Origin of the sequence: Rummeliibacillus sp. TYF005, from assembly GCF_003844195.1 — a bacterium.
Taxonomy (GTDB): Bacteria; Bacillota; Bacilli; order Bacillales_A; family Planococcaceae; genus Rummeliibacillus.
In genome coordinates this window covers 229,553-249,080 of sequence record NZ_ML122541.1, presented here as the reverse complement: position 1 = coordinate 249,080, position 19,528 = coordinate 229,553, and the positions used below count along the sequence as shown (strand labels likewise).

General features: G+C 36.3%; 18 protein-coding genes. 7 read left to right on the top strand and 11 right to left on the bottom strand.

Annotation, left to right across the window (positions count from 1 at the left end; all coding sequences use genetic code 11):
- Positions 1-95 precede the first annotated feature (95 nt).
- From clpX to CW357_RS01260, 6 genes are all read right to left on the bottom strand, one after another.
- Complete coding sequence (gene clpX, locus CW357_RS01285; protein ID WP_119415763.1) at positions 96-1,364, bottom strand: ATP-dependent protease ATP-binding subunit ClpX; 1,269 nt, start codon at positions 1,362-1,364, stop codon at positions 96-98.
- A gap of 181 nt (positions 1,365-1,545) precedes the next feature.
- Positions 1,546-2,838: a trigger factor gene (gene tig / locus CW357_RS01280; protein WP_124217168.1), complete on the bottom strand. Its 1,293-nt coding sequence runs from the start codon at positions 2,836-2,838 to the stop codon at positions 1,546-1,548.
- A gap of 106 nt (positions 2,839-2,944) precedes the next feature.
- Entirely contained in the window at positions 2,945-3,940 is a 996-nt protein-coding gene (locus CW357_RS01275; protein WP_119415761.1) for a tetratricopeptide repeat protein, read from the bottom strand.
- Between the two features lie 115 nt (positions 3,941-4,055).
- Positions 4,056-4,961: an HNH endonuclease gene (locus tag CW357_RS01270; protein WP_119415760.1), complete on the bottom strand. Its 906-nt coding sequence runs from the start codon at positions 4,959-4,961 to the stop codon at positions 4,056-4,058.
- Between the two features lie 157 nt (positions 4,962-5,118).
- On the bottom strand, positions 5,119-6,486 hold the full coding sequence (locus CW357_RS01265) for an amino acid permease (protein ID WP_119415759.1): 1,368 nt from the start codon (positions 6,484-6,486) through the stop codon (positions 5,119-5,121).
- A gap of 345 nt (positions 6,487-6,831) precedes the next feature.
- Entirely contained in the window at positions 6,832-7,020 is a 189-nt protein-coding gene (locus CW357_RS01260) for a DUF2197 domain-containing protein (RefSeq protein ID WP_369973784.1), read from the bottom strand.
- 297 nt (positions 7,021-7,317) lie between these two features.
- Between CW357_RS01260 and CW357_RS01255 the strand changes: the two genes are divergently transcribed.
- Both CW357_RS01255 and CW357_RS01250 read left to right on the top strand, forming a co-directional pair.
- Positions 7,318-8,136, top strand: coding sequence for a purine-nucleoside phosphorylase (locus CW357_RS01255; RefSeq protein WP_119415757.1), 819 nt, complete (start codon positions 7,318-7,320; stop codon positions 8,134-8,136).
- Positions 8,137-8,328: 192 nt separating this feature from the next.
- Positions 8,329-8,673: a hypothetical protein gene (locus tag CW357_RS01250; RefSeq protein ID WP_119415756.1), complete on the top strand. Its 345-nt coding sequence runs from the start codon at positions 8,329-8,331 to the stop codon at positions 8,671-8,673.
- A 125-nt stretch (positions 8,674-8,798) separates the two neighbouring features.
- Here CW357_RS01250 and CW357_RS01245 read toward each other — a convergent pair whose 3' ends face one another.
- Together CW357_RS01245 and CW357_RS01240 are read right to left on the bottom strand one after the other, a co-directional pair.
- Complete coding sequence (locus CW357_RS01245; protein WP_119415755.1) at positions 8,799-9,344, bottom strand: glutathione peroxidase; 546 nt, start codon at positions 9,342-9,344, stop codon at positions 8,799-8,801.
- Between the two features lie 340 nt (positions 9,345-9,684).
- On the bottom strand, positions 9,685-9,870 hold the full coding sequence (locus CW357_RS01240; RefSeq protein WP_119415754.1) for a hypothetical protein: 186 nt from the start codon (positions 9,868-9,870) through the stop codon (positions 9,685-9,687).
- Between the two features lie 307 nt (positions 9,871-10,177).
- Between CW357_RS01240 and CW357_RS01235 the strand changes: the two genes are divergently transcribed.
- Together CW357_RS01235 and CW357_RS01230 are read left to right on the top strand one after the other, a co-directional pair.
- Complete coding sequence (locus CW357_RS01235; RefSeq protein ID WP_233548065.1) at positions 10,178-10,786, top strand: glycosyltransferase family 2 protein; 609 nt, start codon at positions 10,178-10,180, stop codon at positions 10,784-10,786.
- A 43-nt stretch (positions 10,787-10,829) separates the two neighbouring features.
- Complete coding sequence (locus CW357_RS01230; protein ID WP_119415753.1) at positions 10,830-11,429, top strand: glycosyltransferase family 2 protein; 600 nt, start codon at positions 10,830-10,832, stop codon at positions 11,427-11,429.
- Positions 11,430-11,608: 179 nt separating this feature from the next.
- Here CW357_RS01230 and CW357_RS01225 read toward each other — a convergent pair whose 3' ends face one another.
- The gene (locus CW357_RS01225) at positions 11,609-12,133 is read right to left on the bottom strand and encodes a class I SAM-dependent methyltransferase (protein WP_119415752.1); all 525 of its coding nucleotides are present in this window, start codon (positions 12,131-12,133) and stop codon (positions 11,609-11,611) included.
- 245 nt (positions 12,134-12,378) lie between these two features.
- Between CW357_RS01225 and CW357_RS01220 the strand changes: the two genes are divergently transcribed.
- From CW357_RS01220 to CW357_RS01210, 3 genes are read left to right on the top strand one after another with little or no spacing between them, the layout of a single operon-like run.
- Positions 12,379-12,981 carry a glycosyltransferase family 2 protein gene (locus CW357_RS01220; protein ID WP_119415801.1) on the top strand — a complete coding sequence of 201 codons (603 nt, stop codon included), beginning with the start codon at positions 12,379-12,381 and terminating at the stop codon, positions 12,979-12,981.
- 59 nt (positions 12,982-13,040) lie between these two features.
- Positions 13,041-14,060: a polysaccharide biosynthesis protein gene (locus tag CW357_RS01215; protein WP_119415751.1), complete on the top strand. Its 1,020-nt coding sequence runs from the start codon at positions 13,041-13,043 to the stop codon at positions 14,058-14,060.
- A 4-nt stretch (positions 14,061-14,064) separates the two neighbouring features.
- Complete coding sequence (locus tag CW357_RS01210; protein ID WP_124217167.1) at positions 14,065-14,919, top strand: SDR family oxidoreductase; 855 nt, start codon at positions 14,065-14,067, stop codon at positions 14,917-14,919.
- 582 nt (positions 14,920-15,501) lie between these two features.
- On the opposite strand, the gene CW357_RS01205 is transcribed toward CW357_RS01210, so the two are convergent.
- Positions 15,502-18,381 (bottom strand): collagen-like protein, encoded by a 2,880-nt coding sequence (locus CW357_RS01205; RefSeq protein WP_124217166.1) that lies wholly within the window; start codon positions 18,379-18,381, stop codon positions 15,502-15,504.
- A gap of 62 nt (positions 18,382-18,443) precedes the next feature.
- Positions 18,444-19,520, bottom strand: a complete 1,077-nt coding sequence (locus CW357_RS01200) for a tetratricopeptide repeat-containing glycosyltransferase family 2 protein (protein WP_124217165.1) — start codon at positions 19,518-19,520, stop codon at positions 18,444-18,446.
- Positions 19,521-19,528: the final 8 nt, after the last annotated feature.

The window sequence follows — 19,528 nt, the reverse complement described above, 5'->3', positions numbered from 1 at the left end:
GCTCTTATGATTGATGTAGTTTCATCTTATATAAAAAAACTGGCAACGAACAGTGCTGATTGGCACTTGTTCGAAGCCAGTTCTTCAATCAGTTCTTATGCAGACGTTTTTTTGTTGTCTGACTCTAACTCTGTACCATCTTGTAATAGAAGTTTTGGTCGAGCTTTATCTGTAACAGTTTCCTTTGTAATAATACATTTTGTAATATCATCACGAGAAGGTAATTCGAACATGACATCTAACATAATATTTTCTATGATGGAACGTAAGCCACGTGCGCCTGTTTTACGTTCGATAGCTTCTTTTGCAATTTCATATAATGCACCCTTTTCAAACTCAAGTTCCACATTATCAAGTTCTAACATTTTTTCATATTGCTTAGTTAAAGCATTTTTTGGTTCTGTTAGAATTTGAACAAGCGCATCTTCATCTAATTGTTCTAAGCTTGCCAATACTGGTAATCGACCTATAAATTCAGGGATCAAACCAAATTTAAGCAAATCTTCAGGGATTAAATGCTTCATCAAATTTTTATCATCCATATGTTGCTTTGTATTATCAGAACCGAAACCAATTACTTTTTCACCCATACGGCGTTTAATAATTGACTCGATTCCATCAAATGCACCACCTACGATAAACAAAATATTAGTTGTATCGATTTGGATAAATTCTTGGTGTGGGTGTTTACGACCGCCTTGTGGTGGAACGCTTGCTGTTGTTCCTTCAAGGATTTTTAAAAGTGCTTGTTGAACACCTTCACCTGAGACATCACGAGTGATTGATGGATTTTCAGATTTACGTGCAACTTTATCGATTTCATCGATATAGATAATCCCTTTTTCAGCACGTTCGATATCATAATCAGCTGCTTGAATTAGTTTAAGTAAGATATTTTCAACATCTTCCCCAACGTAACCAGCTTCAGTTAAAGAAGTCGCATCTGCAATTGCAAATGGTACGTTAATAATACGCGCTAAAGTTTGTGCTAATAATGTTTTACCACTACCAGTTGGTCCGATTAGTACAATATTAGATTTTGATAACTCTACATCATCAACTTTACTGTTTGAATTTATACGTTTGTAGTGATTATATACAGCTACTGATAACGCTTTTTTTGCACGTTCTTGTCCGATGACATAATCATCCAAAGTATCTAGTATTTCTTTTGGCTTTGGAATGTCTTTTAGCTCAACTTCTTCTTCAGTACCAAGTTCTTCAACTACGATTTCAGAACAAAGATCGATACATTCATCACAAATATATACCCCAGGTCCTGCAACCAGTTTACGAACTTGTTCTTGTGGTTTACCACAGAATGAGCATTTTAAATTGCCTTTTTCATCATTAAATTTGAACAATTATTTCACCCCTATTCATGCAACAATGTTACAAGATTCATCCTAGATTATCAAATATTACGAACTCTATTACATATTTGTTCTTAATATGTATCATTAAGAATTTTCTAAATTTATATTAAGAAAACAAGGTACGGATTAAAAACCCGTACCTTGTTCAGGTTTACTTTATAACAAATTATTATTCAGTTACTTTAGCGTTTTCAACTAAGAATTCAACTGTTTTACGAATTTTCACATCGTGTTCAAGTACAGTTGTTCCACCTAGTACTGATTTGATTTGTTCAGCATCCATTTTGAATTGTTCAGACATTTTTTCTAATTCAGCGTTAATATCTTCTTCAGATGCTTCGATTTTTTCAGCTTCTGCAATTGCTTCAAGAACTAATGCAACGCGAACGCGTGATTGTGCATCTTCTTTCATTTGAGCGCGTAAAGCTGCTTCATCTTGACCAGAGAATTGGTAATATAGGTCAAGGTTCATACCTTGCATTTGTAAGCTTTGATCATATTCTTGTATCATACGGTTGATTTCTGATTCAACCATTGCTTCTGGAATATCGATTGTTGCATTTTCAGCAGCTTTTTCAACTAAATCATCACGTAATGCTGTTTCTGAAGCACTTTCTTTTTCAGCAACAGTTTTTTCTTTTAGTTTAGTGCGAAGTTGGTCTAAAGATTCTACTTCTGCATCGATTTCTGATGCTAAATCATCATCTAATTCAGGAAGTTCTTTAGCTTTTACTTCTTTTACAGTTACTTTGAAAGTAGCTTCTTTACCAGCTAATTCTGCAGCATGATATTCTTCTGGGAATGTTACAACTACATCTTTAGATTCGCCAGCTTTTACGCCTACAAGTTGTTCTTCAAATCCTGGGATAAATGATCCAGAACCGATTTCTAATGAGTAGTTATCACCTTTACCGCCTTCGAATGCTACGCCATCTTGGAAGCCTTCGAAATCGATTACAGCTGTGTCGCCTTCTTCTACAGCGCCATCTTCTTTTACAACTAATTCAGCAAGACGAGCTTGTTGCTCTTTTAGTTGTTGTTCAATTTCTTCATCAGTTACTGTAGTATCTTGTTTAGTTACTTCTAAACCTTTGTAGTCACCAAGAGTAACTTCTGGTTTTACAGTTACTTTAGCAGTAAATTTGAAGTCTTTGTGTTTCCCTAGATCTTCCATTTCGAAATCGATTTCTGGTTGATCAACAGGTTCGATACCAGTTTCATCAATAGCTAAAGGATAATTTTCGTTTACTAGAAATTCTAATGCATCTTGGAATAATGATTCAACGCCAAATTTCTTTTCGAACAATTGACGAGGCATTTTACCTTTACGGAACCCTGGTACATTAATTTGTTTTACTACTTTTTTGAATGCTTTATCTAAAGCTTCATCAACTTTTTCAGCAGCAACTTCTACTGTAAGTAATCCAGTGTTGCCTTCTTGTTTTTCCCATTTTGCTGACATTTATAAATACCTCCAAAATTAAATTCAAATGTTGGACAATTCACTCGTTAATACGACTTTCACAACTGTTTTAGTATATCATAGATAGCTATAGTTTCAACTGATTTCACACATCAAACAGCTCAGACTGTTCTTCAAGTAGATTTATAAGGTCTAATAAATCATAATCTGTTTCTTTTACCTCTCCAAACATCGCATGTACGAAATCAATATAACCGTCTGCCACTTCCTCTGGTGAGTACTGAAACCATTCAAATGGATAAGTTACAAACATATGCCTTGTCAACAAATATTGTACCATTTCCAAAGTTGTTGGTTCTTGTTCTAATAATTCTTCTACAAGTTTCAATACTTTTTTAGCAACAGGCAATTCATCAGGGAAATCTAGATCTATAGGGTTTATAGTACATTCTTTATCAAATTTTCTCACTTGTACTTCTATATCAATTTCTTGTTGGACAAGTAAGTACAATACAAAACTTTGAATCATCGGATGTGCGCGATTATCTTCAATTATTGCAACTAATAAGTTTTTCAGTGGACGAAGGTTCAGTTCACGAATAGCTTGTAGATGTTTCATTTGTTGCAAATTTGTTTGAGCAAAAAAGGTATCTGCTTTAAGTTGTTCAGATGTCTTTTCTAATTCCATATCACCTGGTTGCTCATTACTTTGCGAATCAGCAATCATAGCATTAAGATTTTTTATACGAATGAATTTATCTTGGGACTCTGGTGGGATTACCTCTTCCTCAAGTAGAGAACTGATTAATGTCTCAACTTGATTGAATTCTTTTAACTCCATTAATACCGTCAAATAAAGTTCCATAGTTTCTATGTATAATTGTGGACCTATAGCTAATAATTTCTCGCAAACAGCTTTCGCTTCTTGGAAATTTCTTGTTTCATACAAAGAAAATGCGTAGATACTTAATAGTCCTTCATCATCATCTGTATACTGCAAAGCTTCACGCAATGATTCAACAGCTTTATCATATTGATAATTTTCGGCAAACTTTTGACCTTCAGTTATTAGCCTATCAACTGCCCCAGGGAACACAATAACATTTTCATGTTTTTGAAGTTTTCTTCTTTTATTACGCAATTGTGTTCACTCTCCCTGAAATCATCATAGCATATTTTTATTTTAAGCATAAACAATTTTATATGACAAAAAACAATGTTTTTTTATATTATTTCAAAATGGTGACGCTTAACCATTATGGGTGAAAATGATAACGTTTATGCCATCTGAAATAAGTTTTATTTTCTTTGTTTATCGTAATCTTCTTATTAGCTGTCAATTGAAATCTACTGTATTCTTCAGGTTGAATTTGTTGAGAAATGTGTAATTTCCCACTACCATCTAACGAGATAAGTCCTTCTTCATATAAGACTGCATGGTTTGCACAAAGAAAAACACCGTTATAAGGATCATTTCTTTCTTCTAATAGACTATCTTTAATAGGTTTAGCATGAGTTGCTCGCATCATTTTTGGTAGATTAATATGACATATTGGACATTGACCATCCCATAATGATCTTTGACGTTCTATAAATAATGATTGCTCTTGTAGAACCTGTTGTTTGACTTCTTTATCTATATAATCTAGTAATGTAAACAATGGATTCGTCATTTGAATAGCATCAATAGATAATGATAATTGTTCTTCCGTATTCTTTTTGTTTAAAGTTCGAATGATACTAGAAAAGGCTAATGTCATTTCCTCATGGCAAGGATATAAATAACCACCATTTCCACTACCATCCTCTTGAAAAGCCGAATATTTCGTTGGAAGTAAAGGATAAATTTCTTGCCAAAAGTCCCTTATGATTAAAGGGATATCTAATGTAAAGTATTTGGTATAAACAACATGTCCTTTTTCTTCAGTCTGTAAACGGAACAAAACAGGTTTTGCTTTTTCTACACAATCACTTTGAGCAACACTAATCGCAACAATTGACCCTTTGACATAATGGAAGAGAATATCACCCTTCTTCACTTGTTTCATCCGGGCCCAAAAGTGAGGTTCTAGCCCTGCCTTATCATAGATTGGTGACCAAATCACCCCCAAATCCTTGTCTTCCTCATAAGTTTCTCCTTGCATGACGATGAAGCTACGCATCTAAAAACACTCCTTACTTCCTGTTGCTTGTTACTTCTATTATAACCCTATTGAGTTATGATTGAGAAAGATCTCGCTCTCTGCTACCGAAAACAAAAACCGGAAAAGCCCTTGTTCCAAGAGATTCCGGTTTTATGAAATGTTATTTATTTTTTTGTTATTTATATATTTTATACTCGCGTTTATGCATACCTAATATATAAAACAGTACTGTCATCAGTGCTATGAAAATAATCCCTACAATTAATGAAATCCGTGTCTCATCATTCATCCACATGCCTACTAATACCATCAATAAGAATAGGATGGTTACATAGTTACTTACTGGTGCAAAAGGCATTTTAAATGGATGAGTTTTCATATCTTCTGCATGTACTTTTCTAAAACGAATTTGAGCGATTAATAAGGCAAACCAAGGAATCATACCTGGTAATACGCTAGCACTATAAACATAAACGAATAGTTTAGACGGGGCTACAAAATTTAAAACAATCCCAATCACTAAACCGATTAAAACAGCGATAGTTCCCCAATATGGAACACCATTTTTAGAAACTTTCAAGAAAATTTTAGGTGCCTGACCATTTTCAGCAAGTGTATATATCATACGCCCAGCACTGTAAATCCCACTATTACATCCAGACATCGCTGCAGTAATAACAACAAAGTTGATGAAACCAGCTGCTACTGTAATACCGATTTTTGCAAATGTTACAACAAATGGACTTCCAACTGCTTTTAGTTCATCCCAAGGATAAACTGTAACAATGACAAAAATTGCGCCAATATAGAATATTAAAATACGCCAAATAATTGACTTTGTAGCTTTTGTAATGGATTTTTGAGGATCTTTTGCTTCACCTGCTGTAATACCGATCAATTCCACACCTTGATATGCAGCAACCACTAGTGATAATGCAAAGAAGAAGCCTTTAATGCCACCTGTAAAGAATCCACCATTTGACCATAAATTTGAAAAGCCAATGGGATGTCCACCGTTTCCAAGACCAAAGAAGATCAATCCAACCCCTGCTATAATCATTAAAATAATAGTAACGATTTTAATCAATGCAAACCAAAATTCAAATTCACCAAATGATTTAACTGATACTAAGTTAGCAATACCTAAAATCACTATAACAACAATACCAGGTGCCCATGCAGGAAGATCTGGAAACCAATATTGCATGTAAGCACCAACTGCAATAACTTCTGACATTCCGACAATTATCCATTGGAACCAGTTACTCCAAGCTGTTAAGTAACCAGCTAATGGATGAATATATTCATGTGCAAATGTAGCAAAAGATCCCGTTTTTGGCTCAAGATAAAGCATTTCTCCCATTGCACGCATGATGAAATAAACGAAAACACCGGCAATTGCATAAGCAAGCATAACAGATGGCCCTGTCCAGCTAATTGTACTTGCCGAACCCATAAACAAGCCAACGCCAATTGTTCCACCAAGGGCAATCATTTGGATATGCCTTGCTTCCAATCCCCTTTTCAGTTCTTTATTTGTCATTTTTAATCCTCCTATGTATTAACACAGATGTATTTACTATTACTTTCACTTTATATATTGTTCAATTATTTCTTCAATCATATTCAAACCAAATTTATATAAAGCAATAAATTGTATTGTATAAAAATTTATTTACGTCTTTAAGTGTAAACATTTTCGTGGAAAAATACAATTGTCTTTCTGAAAAAAACACTTATTTATAGCAAAAAACATCTTGTATATAAAAAAAGAGGATTAAAAGAGTTATTTTTAATATAAAAAATATTTTATTTTGGGAAAAATGACACAAAAAAATGATTTATGAATAGCAATCTCATAAATCATTTCTTATATTAACCTTATTCGTTACTTTTCATCATTGTATGAATCACTCGCATTCAAAACATTCTTAACTGCATCTACTCGCACTTTACTATGACAATCTTCACAAAACATAAATTGGCTTTTTCTTCCTTTATACATACGGAAAGCCAAGCTTCCTTCAGCTAATTGGAAGTTTCTTCTGCAGCTATTACAAACAACAGAATAAAACAACATTCATTCCTCCTCATAAATATAGATTGATTTCGTTCTTCCGCTAAATCATTTAGCGAAAAAATAAAATACTTACACTACTATATTGCGCATAATACCTAACATTTTATGTATAAATTCTATGATTTGAGCTGATTTTACCATTTTATAACTTAATTCTGTATTTTTTATTTATCTTGCTGAACCATGAAGAATCAATATCATTGTAAAAATACTTCTTTCATTATGAAATCCTTTGATTTTACATTATATTTTTCTTAGTTTAATCTTTTAATGAGATATTAAGGAGGAACTTAAATGCACAACGTTCAAGATATTATTGAAGCAAAAGAATTTATATTAAGCAAGACAACTAAAAAACCTAAGATTGGTTTAATACTAGGTTCCGGACTCGGCAATCTTGCAGATGAAATTGAAAATCCCATCAGCATTCCCTACAGTGAAATTCCCCATTTTGCAAAGTCTAGTGCAGTTGGTCATGCCAATGAGCTTGTTATTGGTACATTGAACGGAAAAACAGTAGCTGCTATGAAAGGTCGCTTCCACTATTATGAAGGATTCACATTAGATGAAGTGACATTCCCTGTTCGCGTGATGAAAGCTCTTGAGATTGAAACACTAATCGTCACAAATGCATGTGGGGCTGTCAATACTAACTTTAAGCCAGGAGATTTAATGTTAATCACCGACCATATCAACTTAGTCGGTGCAAATCCTCTAATCGGCCCTAATAATGACGAGTTGGGAACACGATTCCCTGACTTATCACAAGTTTACAATCAAGATTTGCGCAATCTTGCATTGGATGTAGCAAAGAAACAAAATATCACATTACAACAAGGTGTTTACGCTTGGTGGAGCGGACCAACATACGAATCTCCAGCAGAAGTTCGCATGATCCGTGTACTTGGGGCTGATGCATGTGGAATGTCAACCGTACCTGAAGCTATCATAGCTACTCATGCAAGTATGAAAGTATTAGGCATATCTTGTCTAACAAATATGGCATGTGGAATCCTAGACCAGCCTTTAAATCACGAAGAAGTGATTGAAGTTGCAGGTCAAGTAAATACGAAATTTGTTGGTTTGATCAAAGGGATCTTAGAAGAAATATAGGCTACGAATGACTAGAGATTAAAAAAAGAAGTCTGATGATATTATTCAGGCTTCTTTTTATTATTTATCAGAAAATGCTACCAACTATTTCATCATTATCGTTCGTTTAAAATGAATAACTTTTTTCGTTGCATAAAAACTTTTGTACTGGAGCAAAATTATAGAATCAAATCTAATTGGAGAACAACATTTATGATTATTCTTTCACTTTTATTGATGTTAGGCGGATTATTTATTATAAATGCGATTTACGCTTACCAAAACAAGAATATTGATCCTGACTTTTTATCCACTTTGTGGTACTACATTAAAGTCCTCCCTTTTTTCCTGTCTGCGAGTATGATGATTGGATATGGAGTTAAATTTTTAACAAAAATTGTAGATAACTTAACCTTTTCGCTTATTGCATCTAAAGGAATAGAGATTTTCGTGAGCGTTGCCATTGGTTACCTATTTCTAAAAGAAGTTCCAAATTGGCGTACCGGGGTAGGTATTATCATTATCTTAATCGGCTTTTTAGTATTGAAAGGAAAATAGAGGATATATTAATGATTAAAAAAGTCAGATTGAATAGTCTCCTATTGCATCTGACTTTCTATTCTGCTCTCACATCGATACTGTATTCTTAGTAAGATTTAAATTTTTTATTAACTATCTCTTTCTCACAATATAGCTTCAATTGCTTGTTCAATATCTAAAAATGAACTATACGGCTCAAAACGTTGTAATACGCGACCATTTTGATCTACTAAAAATTTTGTGAAATTCCAACGAATATTACGACCTATTAAATAATCTGGATAATTCGTTTGAATAGCATTGTATAAAATCTTTTGTTGTAGTGTTTCACGGGTAAATGGTGGACAATCTACCTCGTGTTTCAAGTAATTGAATAATGGATGTGTTTTATCTCCATTGACATCGATTTTATCAAAAACCGGATATGTAACTCCAAATTGAAGTTTGCAGTGACTAGCAGTAGTTTGACCATCTTCAGGATTTTGTTCACCGAATTGATTGCATGGAAATGACAGTACACTAAAACCCTTTTCTGCATAGCGTTCATACATCTTTTGTAAATCCTCATATTGATATGTAAATTCGCAATGACTTGCTGTGTTGACTATTAATAGGACCTTATTTCGATAGGTTTCCATTGATAAAATTTCACCGTTAGGTTTTTTAACTAAATAATTATAAATACTCATCGTTTTGCTCCTTATTATGTTTGTTTGTGATTGAATTCATTTACTAACATTTTAATAGCTTAAGAGACTTCTACCTAAACGCAACTACCAATATTTTGCCAAATTAAATTGCACACAACTCATTCTGGTGAGTACATTGTACTAAATTTAAATTCACTTTACAAGTTTTATGTATTGTTATCTAACCGATTTTCCTCTTTAATTATCGTATTTGCTAAAGTAAGTAAGATTTATTTATTTTTAGCATAAGGCTTTTCTCTTTTACCAATAGTACTTTGTACATAAAAGAAGCTAAGCTACTAAGCATTAGCTTCTTTCATTTGTTTATATCAAATATAAACTAATTCCATGCCGTGCGTTCACTTACAGGCTTATCATCAGTGGAGAACTCCCTTTCTTTTTTGAAGTCATTGGCATCAAAGTTTGCTTCAGCGCCAAATTCTTCATTTAGATGGTTTGCCTTGGTCTGACGACTTTTTGCACGCGGTTGTTTCTTTACTTCTTGCTTATTGTTTATATTTGACATAGCCATCCTCCACTCTTTTTATAAAACGCATTAATTTATTTAACACGTTTCAATAGAAGTTTGACCACAATCGCTCATTTTATAACACCATGGATATATAAATTATTGTTAGATAAATTTCTAAATATATATTGATAGTGCCGGCTAAATTCACTAAAAATCACACCAGACATTGATGAACTGAAGGTCGGAGTCGTCTCTCTATTTAACCTTCTAGATGGGAGTCCTTAACCTTTTAATTATTAGTGCATATAATATTGGAGAGATTTACGAGTTATAGACTTCTTCAGACAAAATGTGCAAAGGAGTGATTCCAATAAAATTTAGTTTTTTAACACCTGCTTATAATTCTGAAAAATGGATTAAACGACTGTTAGACAGTATTCCTAAACAGTATGCATATGAAATTCTTATTTGTGATGATGCTTCAACAGATAATACGCTAAATATTTTATTAGACTATCAGAAAAAATGCCCTCAACTTAAAGTCTTAAAAAACGAACAAAATATTGGCGCTAGTGAAAGTTATAATCGTTTAATCGAAGAAGCAACAGGAGATTACGTAGCTATTATTGATAGCGACGACATCTATTTACCAACCATTGTTGATGTATTAGAACAAATCGATGGAGAGTATGATATCTACTATTACAATATGTTAACAAAAAATGGTCAAGCATTTATTAAACAGCCTACCGATGGATATATGTGGCCAGGTCAATTTAAAATCATTCGCCGCTCATTTATAGGAGATGCTAGATTCGTAACGAGAAGAGAATATGCCGGGGATACTGATTTTAATATGGCGTTACTCAATAAAGGTCCTAAATGTAAATATACTGGGATTTTCGCATATTGGTACAATTACCCTAGGGAAAATTCAGAATCAGATTTACATCTTAGAGGGTTAAAATAATGTTTTATAGCATTAAAATAGTATATTTGAAAAGAGGTTTACTATGAAGTTTAGCTTTGTAACGCCCGCTTATAATAGTGAAGGATATATTGAAATGATGCTAGATAGTATTCCAAAAGAATATGCTTACGAAATCATCGTTTGTGATGATGGCTCTACGGATCGAACATTAGAAATTTTGGAGAACTATCAAAAAACATGTCCTCAACTTCAAATTTTAAAGCATGAAGTAAATAAAGGGACAAGTGAATCTTATAATGACTGCTTAGCTGCAGTTACAGGAGATTATGTAGCAATTATCGATAGTGATGATATCTATCTACCAACGATTATTGACGTATTACAACAAATTGATGGGACATACGATATTTATTATTATAATATGTTAACAAAAGAAGGAAGTTATTATATTCATGGTCCAGTTGATTGGCCAGGAAACTTTAAAATCTTTCGAAGAAGCTTAATCGGGGATGCAAAATATACAAAAAAACCTACAGGTGCTGATTTAGATTTTTATAATTCTTTATTAGCAAAAAATCCAACTCGCAAACATTTAGATATCTTTGCTTATTGGTATAACTATCCTCGAGAAGGCTCAGAGTCGGATTTATACTTTAAAAGTTTAAAGGGATTTACAGGTTAATCCAATCCTATTAAAAAGCTCAAAATTTTTACACCATCGTAAAAATTTTGAGCTTTTTCGTTTTTATTACGTTGGACATACGCCATAGAAACGCATTCGTTCAACTACTTACTTTCGGACGTATCGTCCTATCTTCGAACTACTTTCATTAAGTCATGTTTTACCGCGGCGGCTGATTCTTACTCATGCCAAGATAATTGTTTTTTACGTTTTCTGCAAAGTGTTAAACCCGGGTTAACTGGTAATGTCATTAATTCATACTCTGTTGTGTCTTTTGACAATTCTTCAATTGCTTGATAGGCTGTATCGCAAAGAGCCCTTTGCATCATCCAATTATCCCTTGGGTGTGTATCATGGAACAAAATTAAACCATGTGGTGAGACGAAAGGAAAATAATCATAAAAATCCTGTAACACCGCTTCTTTTGCATGGTCTGCGTCTATAAATAAAAGATCAATTTGTAAAGGATTTTTTTGTAATTCTTGTGCAAATTCTTGCGTAGTACCGTTAAAAAAATGGACTTTTTCCGACTGTTGCATAAAATTTCCTGCTGCTGGATTCATGTCAACCCCAATTAGTTTTTCCGCATAAGGAATCATGCGATTAAATAAATCACAGTGATATAAACCAAGTTCTACATATACTTTTGGGCGAATAAGCCCCCCTAGGAAAGCAATTAAATCCTCATGCCAATTTTGATCCAACTCACCACAACCTCTCCGATATATTCCCAAAAATTATAAGTGGTTATCTTCTTTATCATATTTTGAAATCGGCGTATTGTTACAAATAGTTCCATTTCTTTTAAAACGGTATGGAACTTTTATAAATAGTACCCAAACCAAATTTTCACCCATTCATATACTAAATAGAGCTTCATTAATAAAACTATGAATATTTTACTGCTAGACTATTTTAGAGAAGAAATTCATTGGAATGGGGTGTTTATTTGAAATTCAGCTTTTTATCCCCTGCGTATAATAGCGAAGCTTGGATTAAGCGAATGCTAGATAGTATTCCAAAAGAATATGCCTATGAAATTATTGTATGTGATGATGGTTCTATAGATCGGACCGTTGAAATTTTAGAAAAGTATCAGCTAACATGCCCCCAACTCAAAATTTTAAAAAACTTCTCAAATAAAGGCGCAAGTTATTCCTACAATCGATGCATTGAAGAAGCAAGCGGAGATTATATCGCAATTATTGACAGTGACGATATTTATCTACCTCCAATACGAGAAGTTTTAGCTCAAGTAGATGGGACATACGACATTTACTATTACAATATGTTGACTAAAATTGGGCAACGTTTTGTGAAGAGTGAAACAGATGGATACAGTTGGTGTGGGCAATTTAAAATTATTCGTAGAAGTTTTATAGGGGATGCGAAATTTACTGATCGAAAGGATATCGCTGGAGATTACGATTTCAATAAAACATTAGTCGACCAGTCTCCAAAGTGCAAATATACAGGTATCTTCGCCTATTGGTACAACTACCCGAGGGAAAACTCAGAATTTTATCTATATCAAAGAGGATTAAAATCATAAATCACTAATCAAGCACGATTAATATTTTATACTACATTAAAGTTTGGAGAGAATACAACTTGTTTAAAGATAAAATATTATTGATAACTGGCGGCACTGGATCATTTGGAAATGCAGTATTAAAGCGTTTTTTAAATACAGATATTAAAGAAATCCGAATTTTTTCGCGGGATGAAAAGAAACAAGATGACATGCGGACTTTATATCAAAATGATAAATTAAAGTTCTTTATAGGGGATGTCAGGGACATTAATAGTATCAGTCATGCTATGTACAATGTGGATTTTGTATTTCATGCTGCAGCATTGAAACAAGTACCTTCTTGCGAGTTTTTCCCTTTAGAGGCTGTCAAAACAAATATTCTTGGAACAGATAATATGCTGACTTCAGCCATTCAAGCAGGTGTAAAAAAAGTCATCTGTCTATCTACCGACAAGGCCGCTTATCCTGTAAATGCCATGGGGATTTCTAAAGCAATGATGGAAAAAACGTTTATTGCAAAATCACGAATAGTTCCTGATGATACATTGATCTGTGGGACACGGTATGGGAATGTAATGGCATCAAGAGGTTCGGTCATTCCATTATTTATCGATCAAATTAAAAGCGGAAAACCACTGACAATTACTGATGACAAAATGACACGCTTTATGATGAGTTTAGAAGAAGCAGTAGACTTAGTTATCTATGCATTCCATCATGCATCCAATGGTGACATAATGGTACAAAAAGCACCATCCTCTTATATTAAGGACTTAGCTCAAGCTTTAATCGAATTATTTGGTACAAATAACAAAATTCATACAATTGGCACTCGTCATGGGGAAAAAATCTATGAAGTACTATTAACGAAAGAAGAAGCAGCAAAGGCAATTGATATGGGCAATTTTTATCGAATCCCCGCTGACAACCGTGATTTAAATTATGCAAAATATCTCAATCAAGGCTCCCCTAAAATTACATTAAGTGATGAATATAACTCCAACAATACAAAAATCCTTACCATTGATGAAATAAAACAAAAACTACTCACTCTCCCATTGATTCAAGAAGAACTAAAATCATGGAAGGGAGAGTAGAATATTGAAATTCTTAGTACTTGGTGCTACTGGGATGGCAGGTCATACGATTGCTTTGTATTTAATTGAAAAAGGCCACGAGGTCATTACTTATTCAAGAAGTCCCTTTTCCTTTGGGCAAAATATTAATGGAGAGTTAACTAATGATACATTTTTACGTTCCCTTCTGATAGATACAGACTACGATATTGTTATTAATTGTATCGGAGTTTTAAATAACACTTGTGATCAGGCACCAGCTAATGCGGTCTTTTTCAATAGTTTTTTACCACATAAAATTGTTGAAATATTAGAAGTAGATGAAAATAAAAGATTGTTTCATATGAGTACAGATTGTGTGTTTTCAGGGAAAAAGGCACCTTATTATGAGGATAGTCTTCGAGATGGTGAAACCTTTTATGACCGCACAAAGGCTTTAGGAGAAATTGAAAATGAAAAACATTTAACCTTTAGAAATTCAATTATCGGACCTGATATGAAAGAAGATGGAATTGGATTATTTAATTGGTTTATGAAACAAGAGGGGACAATTTATGGATATAACCAGGCGATTTGGACGGGAGTAACGACATTAACATTAGCAAAAGCAATGGAGAAGGCTGTAACAGAAGGGTTATCGGGATTATATAATTTAGTTAATAATGAAAGTATTAATAAGTTTGAGCTATTAAAGTTATTTAATAAGCATTTTAAAGATGAAAGAGTAACCATTTTGCCTGATTCGAAAGTAAAATTAGATAAAACCCTTTTAAATCAACGTAAGGACTTTAAATTTATAGTTCCCTCTTATGAAGATATGATTATAGAGATGAAAGATTGGATTGCGTCCCACCCAATATTATATCCACATTATATTTAAGATAGAACCTAAAAAACATACAACCTAAATTCAAAGAAGCCGGAATAATACGCTATCTGATACGAAAAGGTGCTATCAAAGCGTAAAATAAAAACGGATTATGATAACGAGTAGTTTTCATAATCCGTTTTTTGCTTTATTTGAGAAATTGGCGAGGCGTTTCCCAGCCAACTTTCTCAAATTATTGCCATGGCGATCAACCAAACTCTGTTCGGGACTTTAATAGACCACGCAATAGAAAGTGCGTAAAAAGCCAAATTGCCATTGAGATTAACGAACGCACTTTCAACAACTACTTACGTTTTTCATAAAATGTTGAAAGTTGTTCTTCCTCAAGATCTTCTTTTGCTTTCTCCTTCATTTCTTCATATTGTATATTGTATTCCAATGTACTTGGCGATTCTTTATACATTCATATATGTATGGACAACCGCTAAAGTCATCACTTAAAAAAAGGTGTTGTAAATCAAGCACCTAATTAAAAGACTGCCAAAAATCCATTAATCTGATTTTTGGACAGCCCGTTCATTCATTGAAAAACATCAATTTCATCTAGAGTTGAAAATGAATATTTTTCTATATTTACTCATCTAATTTCTTTATAACAATAGAACCGTTTATGTTTGCTCCGGTTCCTCCTATTCCAGTTGCGAGGGTAACAGCATTTGAACTGACATTTCTTAGTGTTACAACATCATTAGCTGCTAGGGTCACTATTACAAACCCCTGATTTTGTATAACACCAGACCCTCCTCCATAGAGTGAACCCGGTACCTCCGTACCATTTACATACACTGCAAATTGACTAGATTCATTAGTTGTCGTAGAGAAATTTATCTGGTAATCACCTGGTGTTGTAACTACAATATCGGTGCTACCTGGTGTATGTGTAATTCCAGGTGTTAGTAATCCATTTGTATCAAAAGTAACATCTGCATTTACAGGCACACTTTGGTTAGACACATTGTAAACATATCCGTATTCCAATAACCCAGCTGATGTTGGACCGGTTGGACCGGTTACTCCGGTTGCTCCGATTGGACCTGTTGCTCCTGTTGCTCCGGTTGATCCGGTCGCTCCTGTTGCTCCGGTTGCTCCGGTTGATCCGGTTGCTCCCGTTTCTCCTGTTGCTCCCGTTGCTCCCGTTGCTCCCGTTGCTCCCGTTGCTCCCGTTGCTCCAGTTTCTCCGGTCGCTCCCGTTGCTCCCGTTGCTCCTGTTGACCCAGTTTCACCTGTTGCTCCGGTCGCTCCTGTTGCTCCCGTTGCTCCTGTTGCTCCGGTCGCTCCGGTTGCTCCGGTTTCACCTGTTGATCCTGTTGCCCCAGTTTCTCCTGTTGCTCCGGTCACTCCTGTTGCTCCTGTTGCTCCTGTTGCTCCCGTTGCTCCTGTTGCTCCTGTTTCACCTGTTGCTCCGGTCGCTCCTGTTGCTCCTGTTGCTCCGGTCGCTCCCGTTGCTCCTGTTGCTCCTGTTGCTCCCGTTGCTCCAGTTTCTCCAGTTTCTCCTGTTGCTCCCGTTGCTCCCGTTGCTCCCGTTGCTCCTGTTTCACCTGTTGATCCCGTTGCTCCTGTTGCTCCGGTTGCCCCAGTTGCTCCTGTTGAGCCAGTTTCTCCTGTTGCCCCAGTTGCTCCTGTTGCTCCGGTTGCTCCTGTTGCCCCAGTTGCTCCGGTTGCTCCGGTTGCTCCGGTTGCTCCGGTCGCTCCCGTTGCTCCGGTTGCCCCAGTTGCTCCGGTTGCTCCGGTCGCTCCGGTTGCTCCGGTTGCTCCTGTTGCTCCCGTTTCTCCTGTTGCTCCTGTTGCTCCGGTTTCACCTGTTGATCCCGTTGCTCCAGTTGCTCCAGTTTCTCCAGTTTCTCCTGTTGCTCCCGTTGCTCCTGTTGCTCCGGTCGCTCCGGTTGCTCCTGTTGCTCCTGTTGCTCCCGTTGCTCCCGTTGCTCCCGTTGCTCCTGTTTCACCTGTTGATCCCGTTGCTCCTGTTGCTCCTGTTGCCCCAGTTGCTCCTGTTGAGCCAGTTTCTCCTGTTGCCCCAGTTGCTCCTGTTGCTCCGGTTGCTCCGGTTTCACCTGTTGCTCCTGTTGATCCTGTTGCTCCGGTTTCACCTGTTGCTCCAGTCGCTCCCGTTGCTCCTGTTGCTCCTGTTGCTCCTGTTGCTCCGGTTGCTCCGGTTTCACCTGTTGCTCCTGTTGATCCTGTTGACCCAGTTTCTCCTGTTGCCCCGGTTGCTCCTGTTGCTCCTGTTGCTCCTGTTTCACCTGTTGCTCCAGTCGCTCCCGTTGCTCCTGTTGCTCCTGTTGCTCCGGTTTCACCTGTTGATCCTGTTGCTCCGGTTTCACCTGTTGATCCTGTTGCTCCTGTTGGAATTGTTGTTAGTTCTATTGTTACAATGGCAGAACCAGGTGTTACTATAATATCTAGTGTGTCAGAATTAAAGGCTAAAACATCGCCTAATCCTACAGTTGCTGTACCTGTTTCTCCCGATACAAAGAATAATGTTTGGCCTGTCGCGAAAGATCCAGTTGCTCCAGTAGGACCTGTTGCTCCTACAGGTCCAGTCGATCCTGTTGACCCTGTTACACCCGTTGCTCCTGTTGCTCCGGTTGACCCAGTCGATCCAGTTACTCCTGTTGATCCTGTTGATCCTGTTGACCCTGTCGCCCCAGTTTCTCCTGTTGCTCCCGTTACTCCGGTTTCACCTGTTGACCCGGTTGCTCCAGTCGCTCCAGTTGACCCGGTTGATCCTGGTAATCCTGGTGCTCCGGTTGCCCCTGTTGATCCCGTTGCTCCGGTTGTTCCTGTTGCTCCGGTTGATCCCGTTGCTCCGGTTGATCCGGTTGATCCAGTTGTTCCAGTTGTTCCAGTTGACCCGGTTGATCCTGTTGCTCCCGTTGCTCCGGTTGATCCAGTCGCTCCGGTTGATCCTGTTGCTCCTGTTGCTCCGGTTGTTCCCGTTAATCCCATTGCTCCCGTTGCTCCGGTTGTCCCGGTTGCTCCGGTTGATCCTGTTGCTCCGGTTGATCCAGTCGCTCCGGTTGATCCTGTTGCTCCGGTTGTCCCGGTTGCTCCGGTTGTTCCGGTTGATCCTGTTGCTCCGGTTGTCCCGCTTGCTCCGGTTGATCCGGTTGTTCCGGTTGATCCTGTTACTCCCGTTGCTCCGGTTGTTCCAGTCACACCGGTACCAGGTCCAGTCGGTCCAGTTGGTCCAGGACACCCAGTTGGTCCAGTTGGTCCAGGTCGCCCAGGTTTTCCAGGTCGCCCAGGTTTTCCAGGTCGCCCAGGTTTTCCAGGTGGTCCAGGTGGTCCAGGTGGTCCAGGTGGTCCAGGTATTGGATGTTTTCCGCAGTGACAAGGTGATGGATAACAACTTCTACAATGATCATCGCCATGATTGTGATGATGTTCACAATCACAATGAGAACGATGACACTTACTACAATGTTTATGACCATGATGTTTTTTTGGACTCATATTTTTCTCACCTCCCTCGTATTAAGCTATTCAGCTTACTAAAAGGTGACAAGGACATAAATCTATTTAAAAAGTATTTTTTCAAAGTACTTTTTGTTATAAAGAACTTTTTCAGAGTTAGGTATATACTTACCTGCCATTTCATTATGCATAAAAGCAGTTTTATAATCTTTTAAACGATCGTAAAGAACGCAAAGTTGTAAATGTGGTAGCCAGGTTGAAAAAGCGGGATTTTGTAAACTTAGACTTGATTCCACACTCTTACTGTGTAAAAGAGCGTGTTTATACCAATATATTGCTTCGTTATTTTGGTTTTGCTCCATATAATAGAAACCAATTCGACAACAAGCTTCTGGTCGAGGAAGATCATAAGAAAATGTTCTTAAGGCCGCATTGATTGCTTTATCCTTCTCGTTTAATTCTAGATAGCAATCGCCTATTCGAAAACAAGCACGAATATTATCTTCAATCCATCCTTGTTTTGTTTCTAAAAATTCTTCATATTTCTTAATTGCTTCAAGATATTCACCGTGATCAGCCAATTCATTAGCATAATAATACATATCTCTTGGAGTAAATTCTTTACCGGCATCTAACATTTTCCTATAAATTTCTATATTTCGATTTACATCATGGCTTAGTGGAAGATGACTTACGGCTATGTCACTTTGAAATATATTTCCGTGAACAGCGAGGAATTCATGGACTTCTCCAACCCACTGGAAGTTTTTTGATCTTTTAGCTAATCGATTTCTTCGTAAAAGTGCAGAAACATTCCCATCTTCATCAAATCCTAAATTATAAATCATAGACACAGCATCTACTTCTGGAGAAAGCGTTTCTTTCAACTGTTTAAGCTTTTCTTGATCTTGTTCTAGGAACACATCATCAGCATCAAGCCAGAGAATATAATCCTTTGTTGCCTGCTGGAAAGAGAAATTTCTAGCTGCTGCAAAATTCTGAATCCACTCAAAATCGAAAATTCTGTCGGTAAATTCACTAACAATTTCTTTTGTTTTATCTGTTGAACCTGTATCAACAATATTAATTTCATCAACGAGGTCTTTTACAGATTCAAGACAACGCCCAATTACTTCTTCTTCATTTTTAACAATCATACATAGACTAATAGAAATCACTGTATATC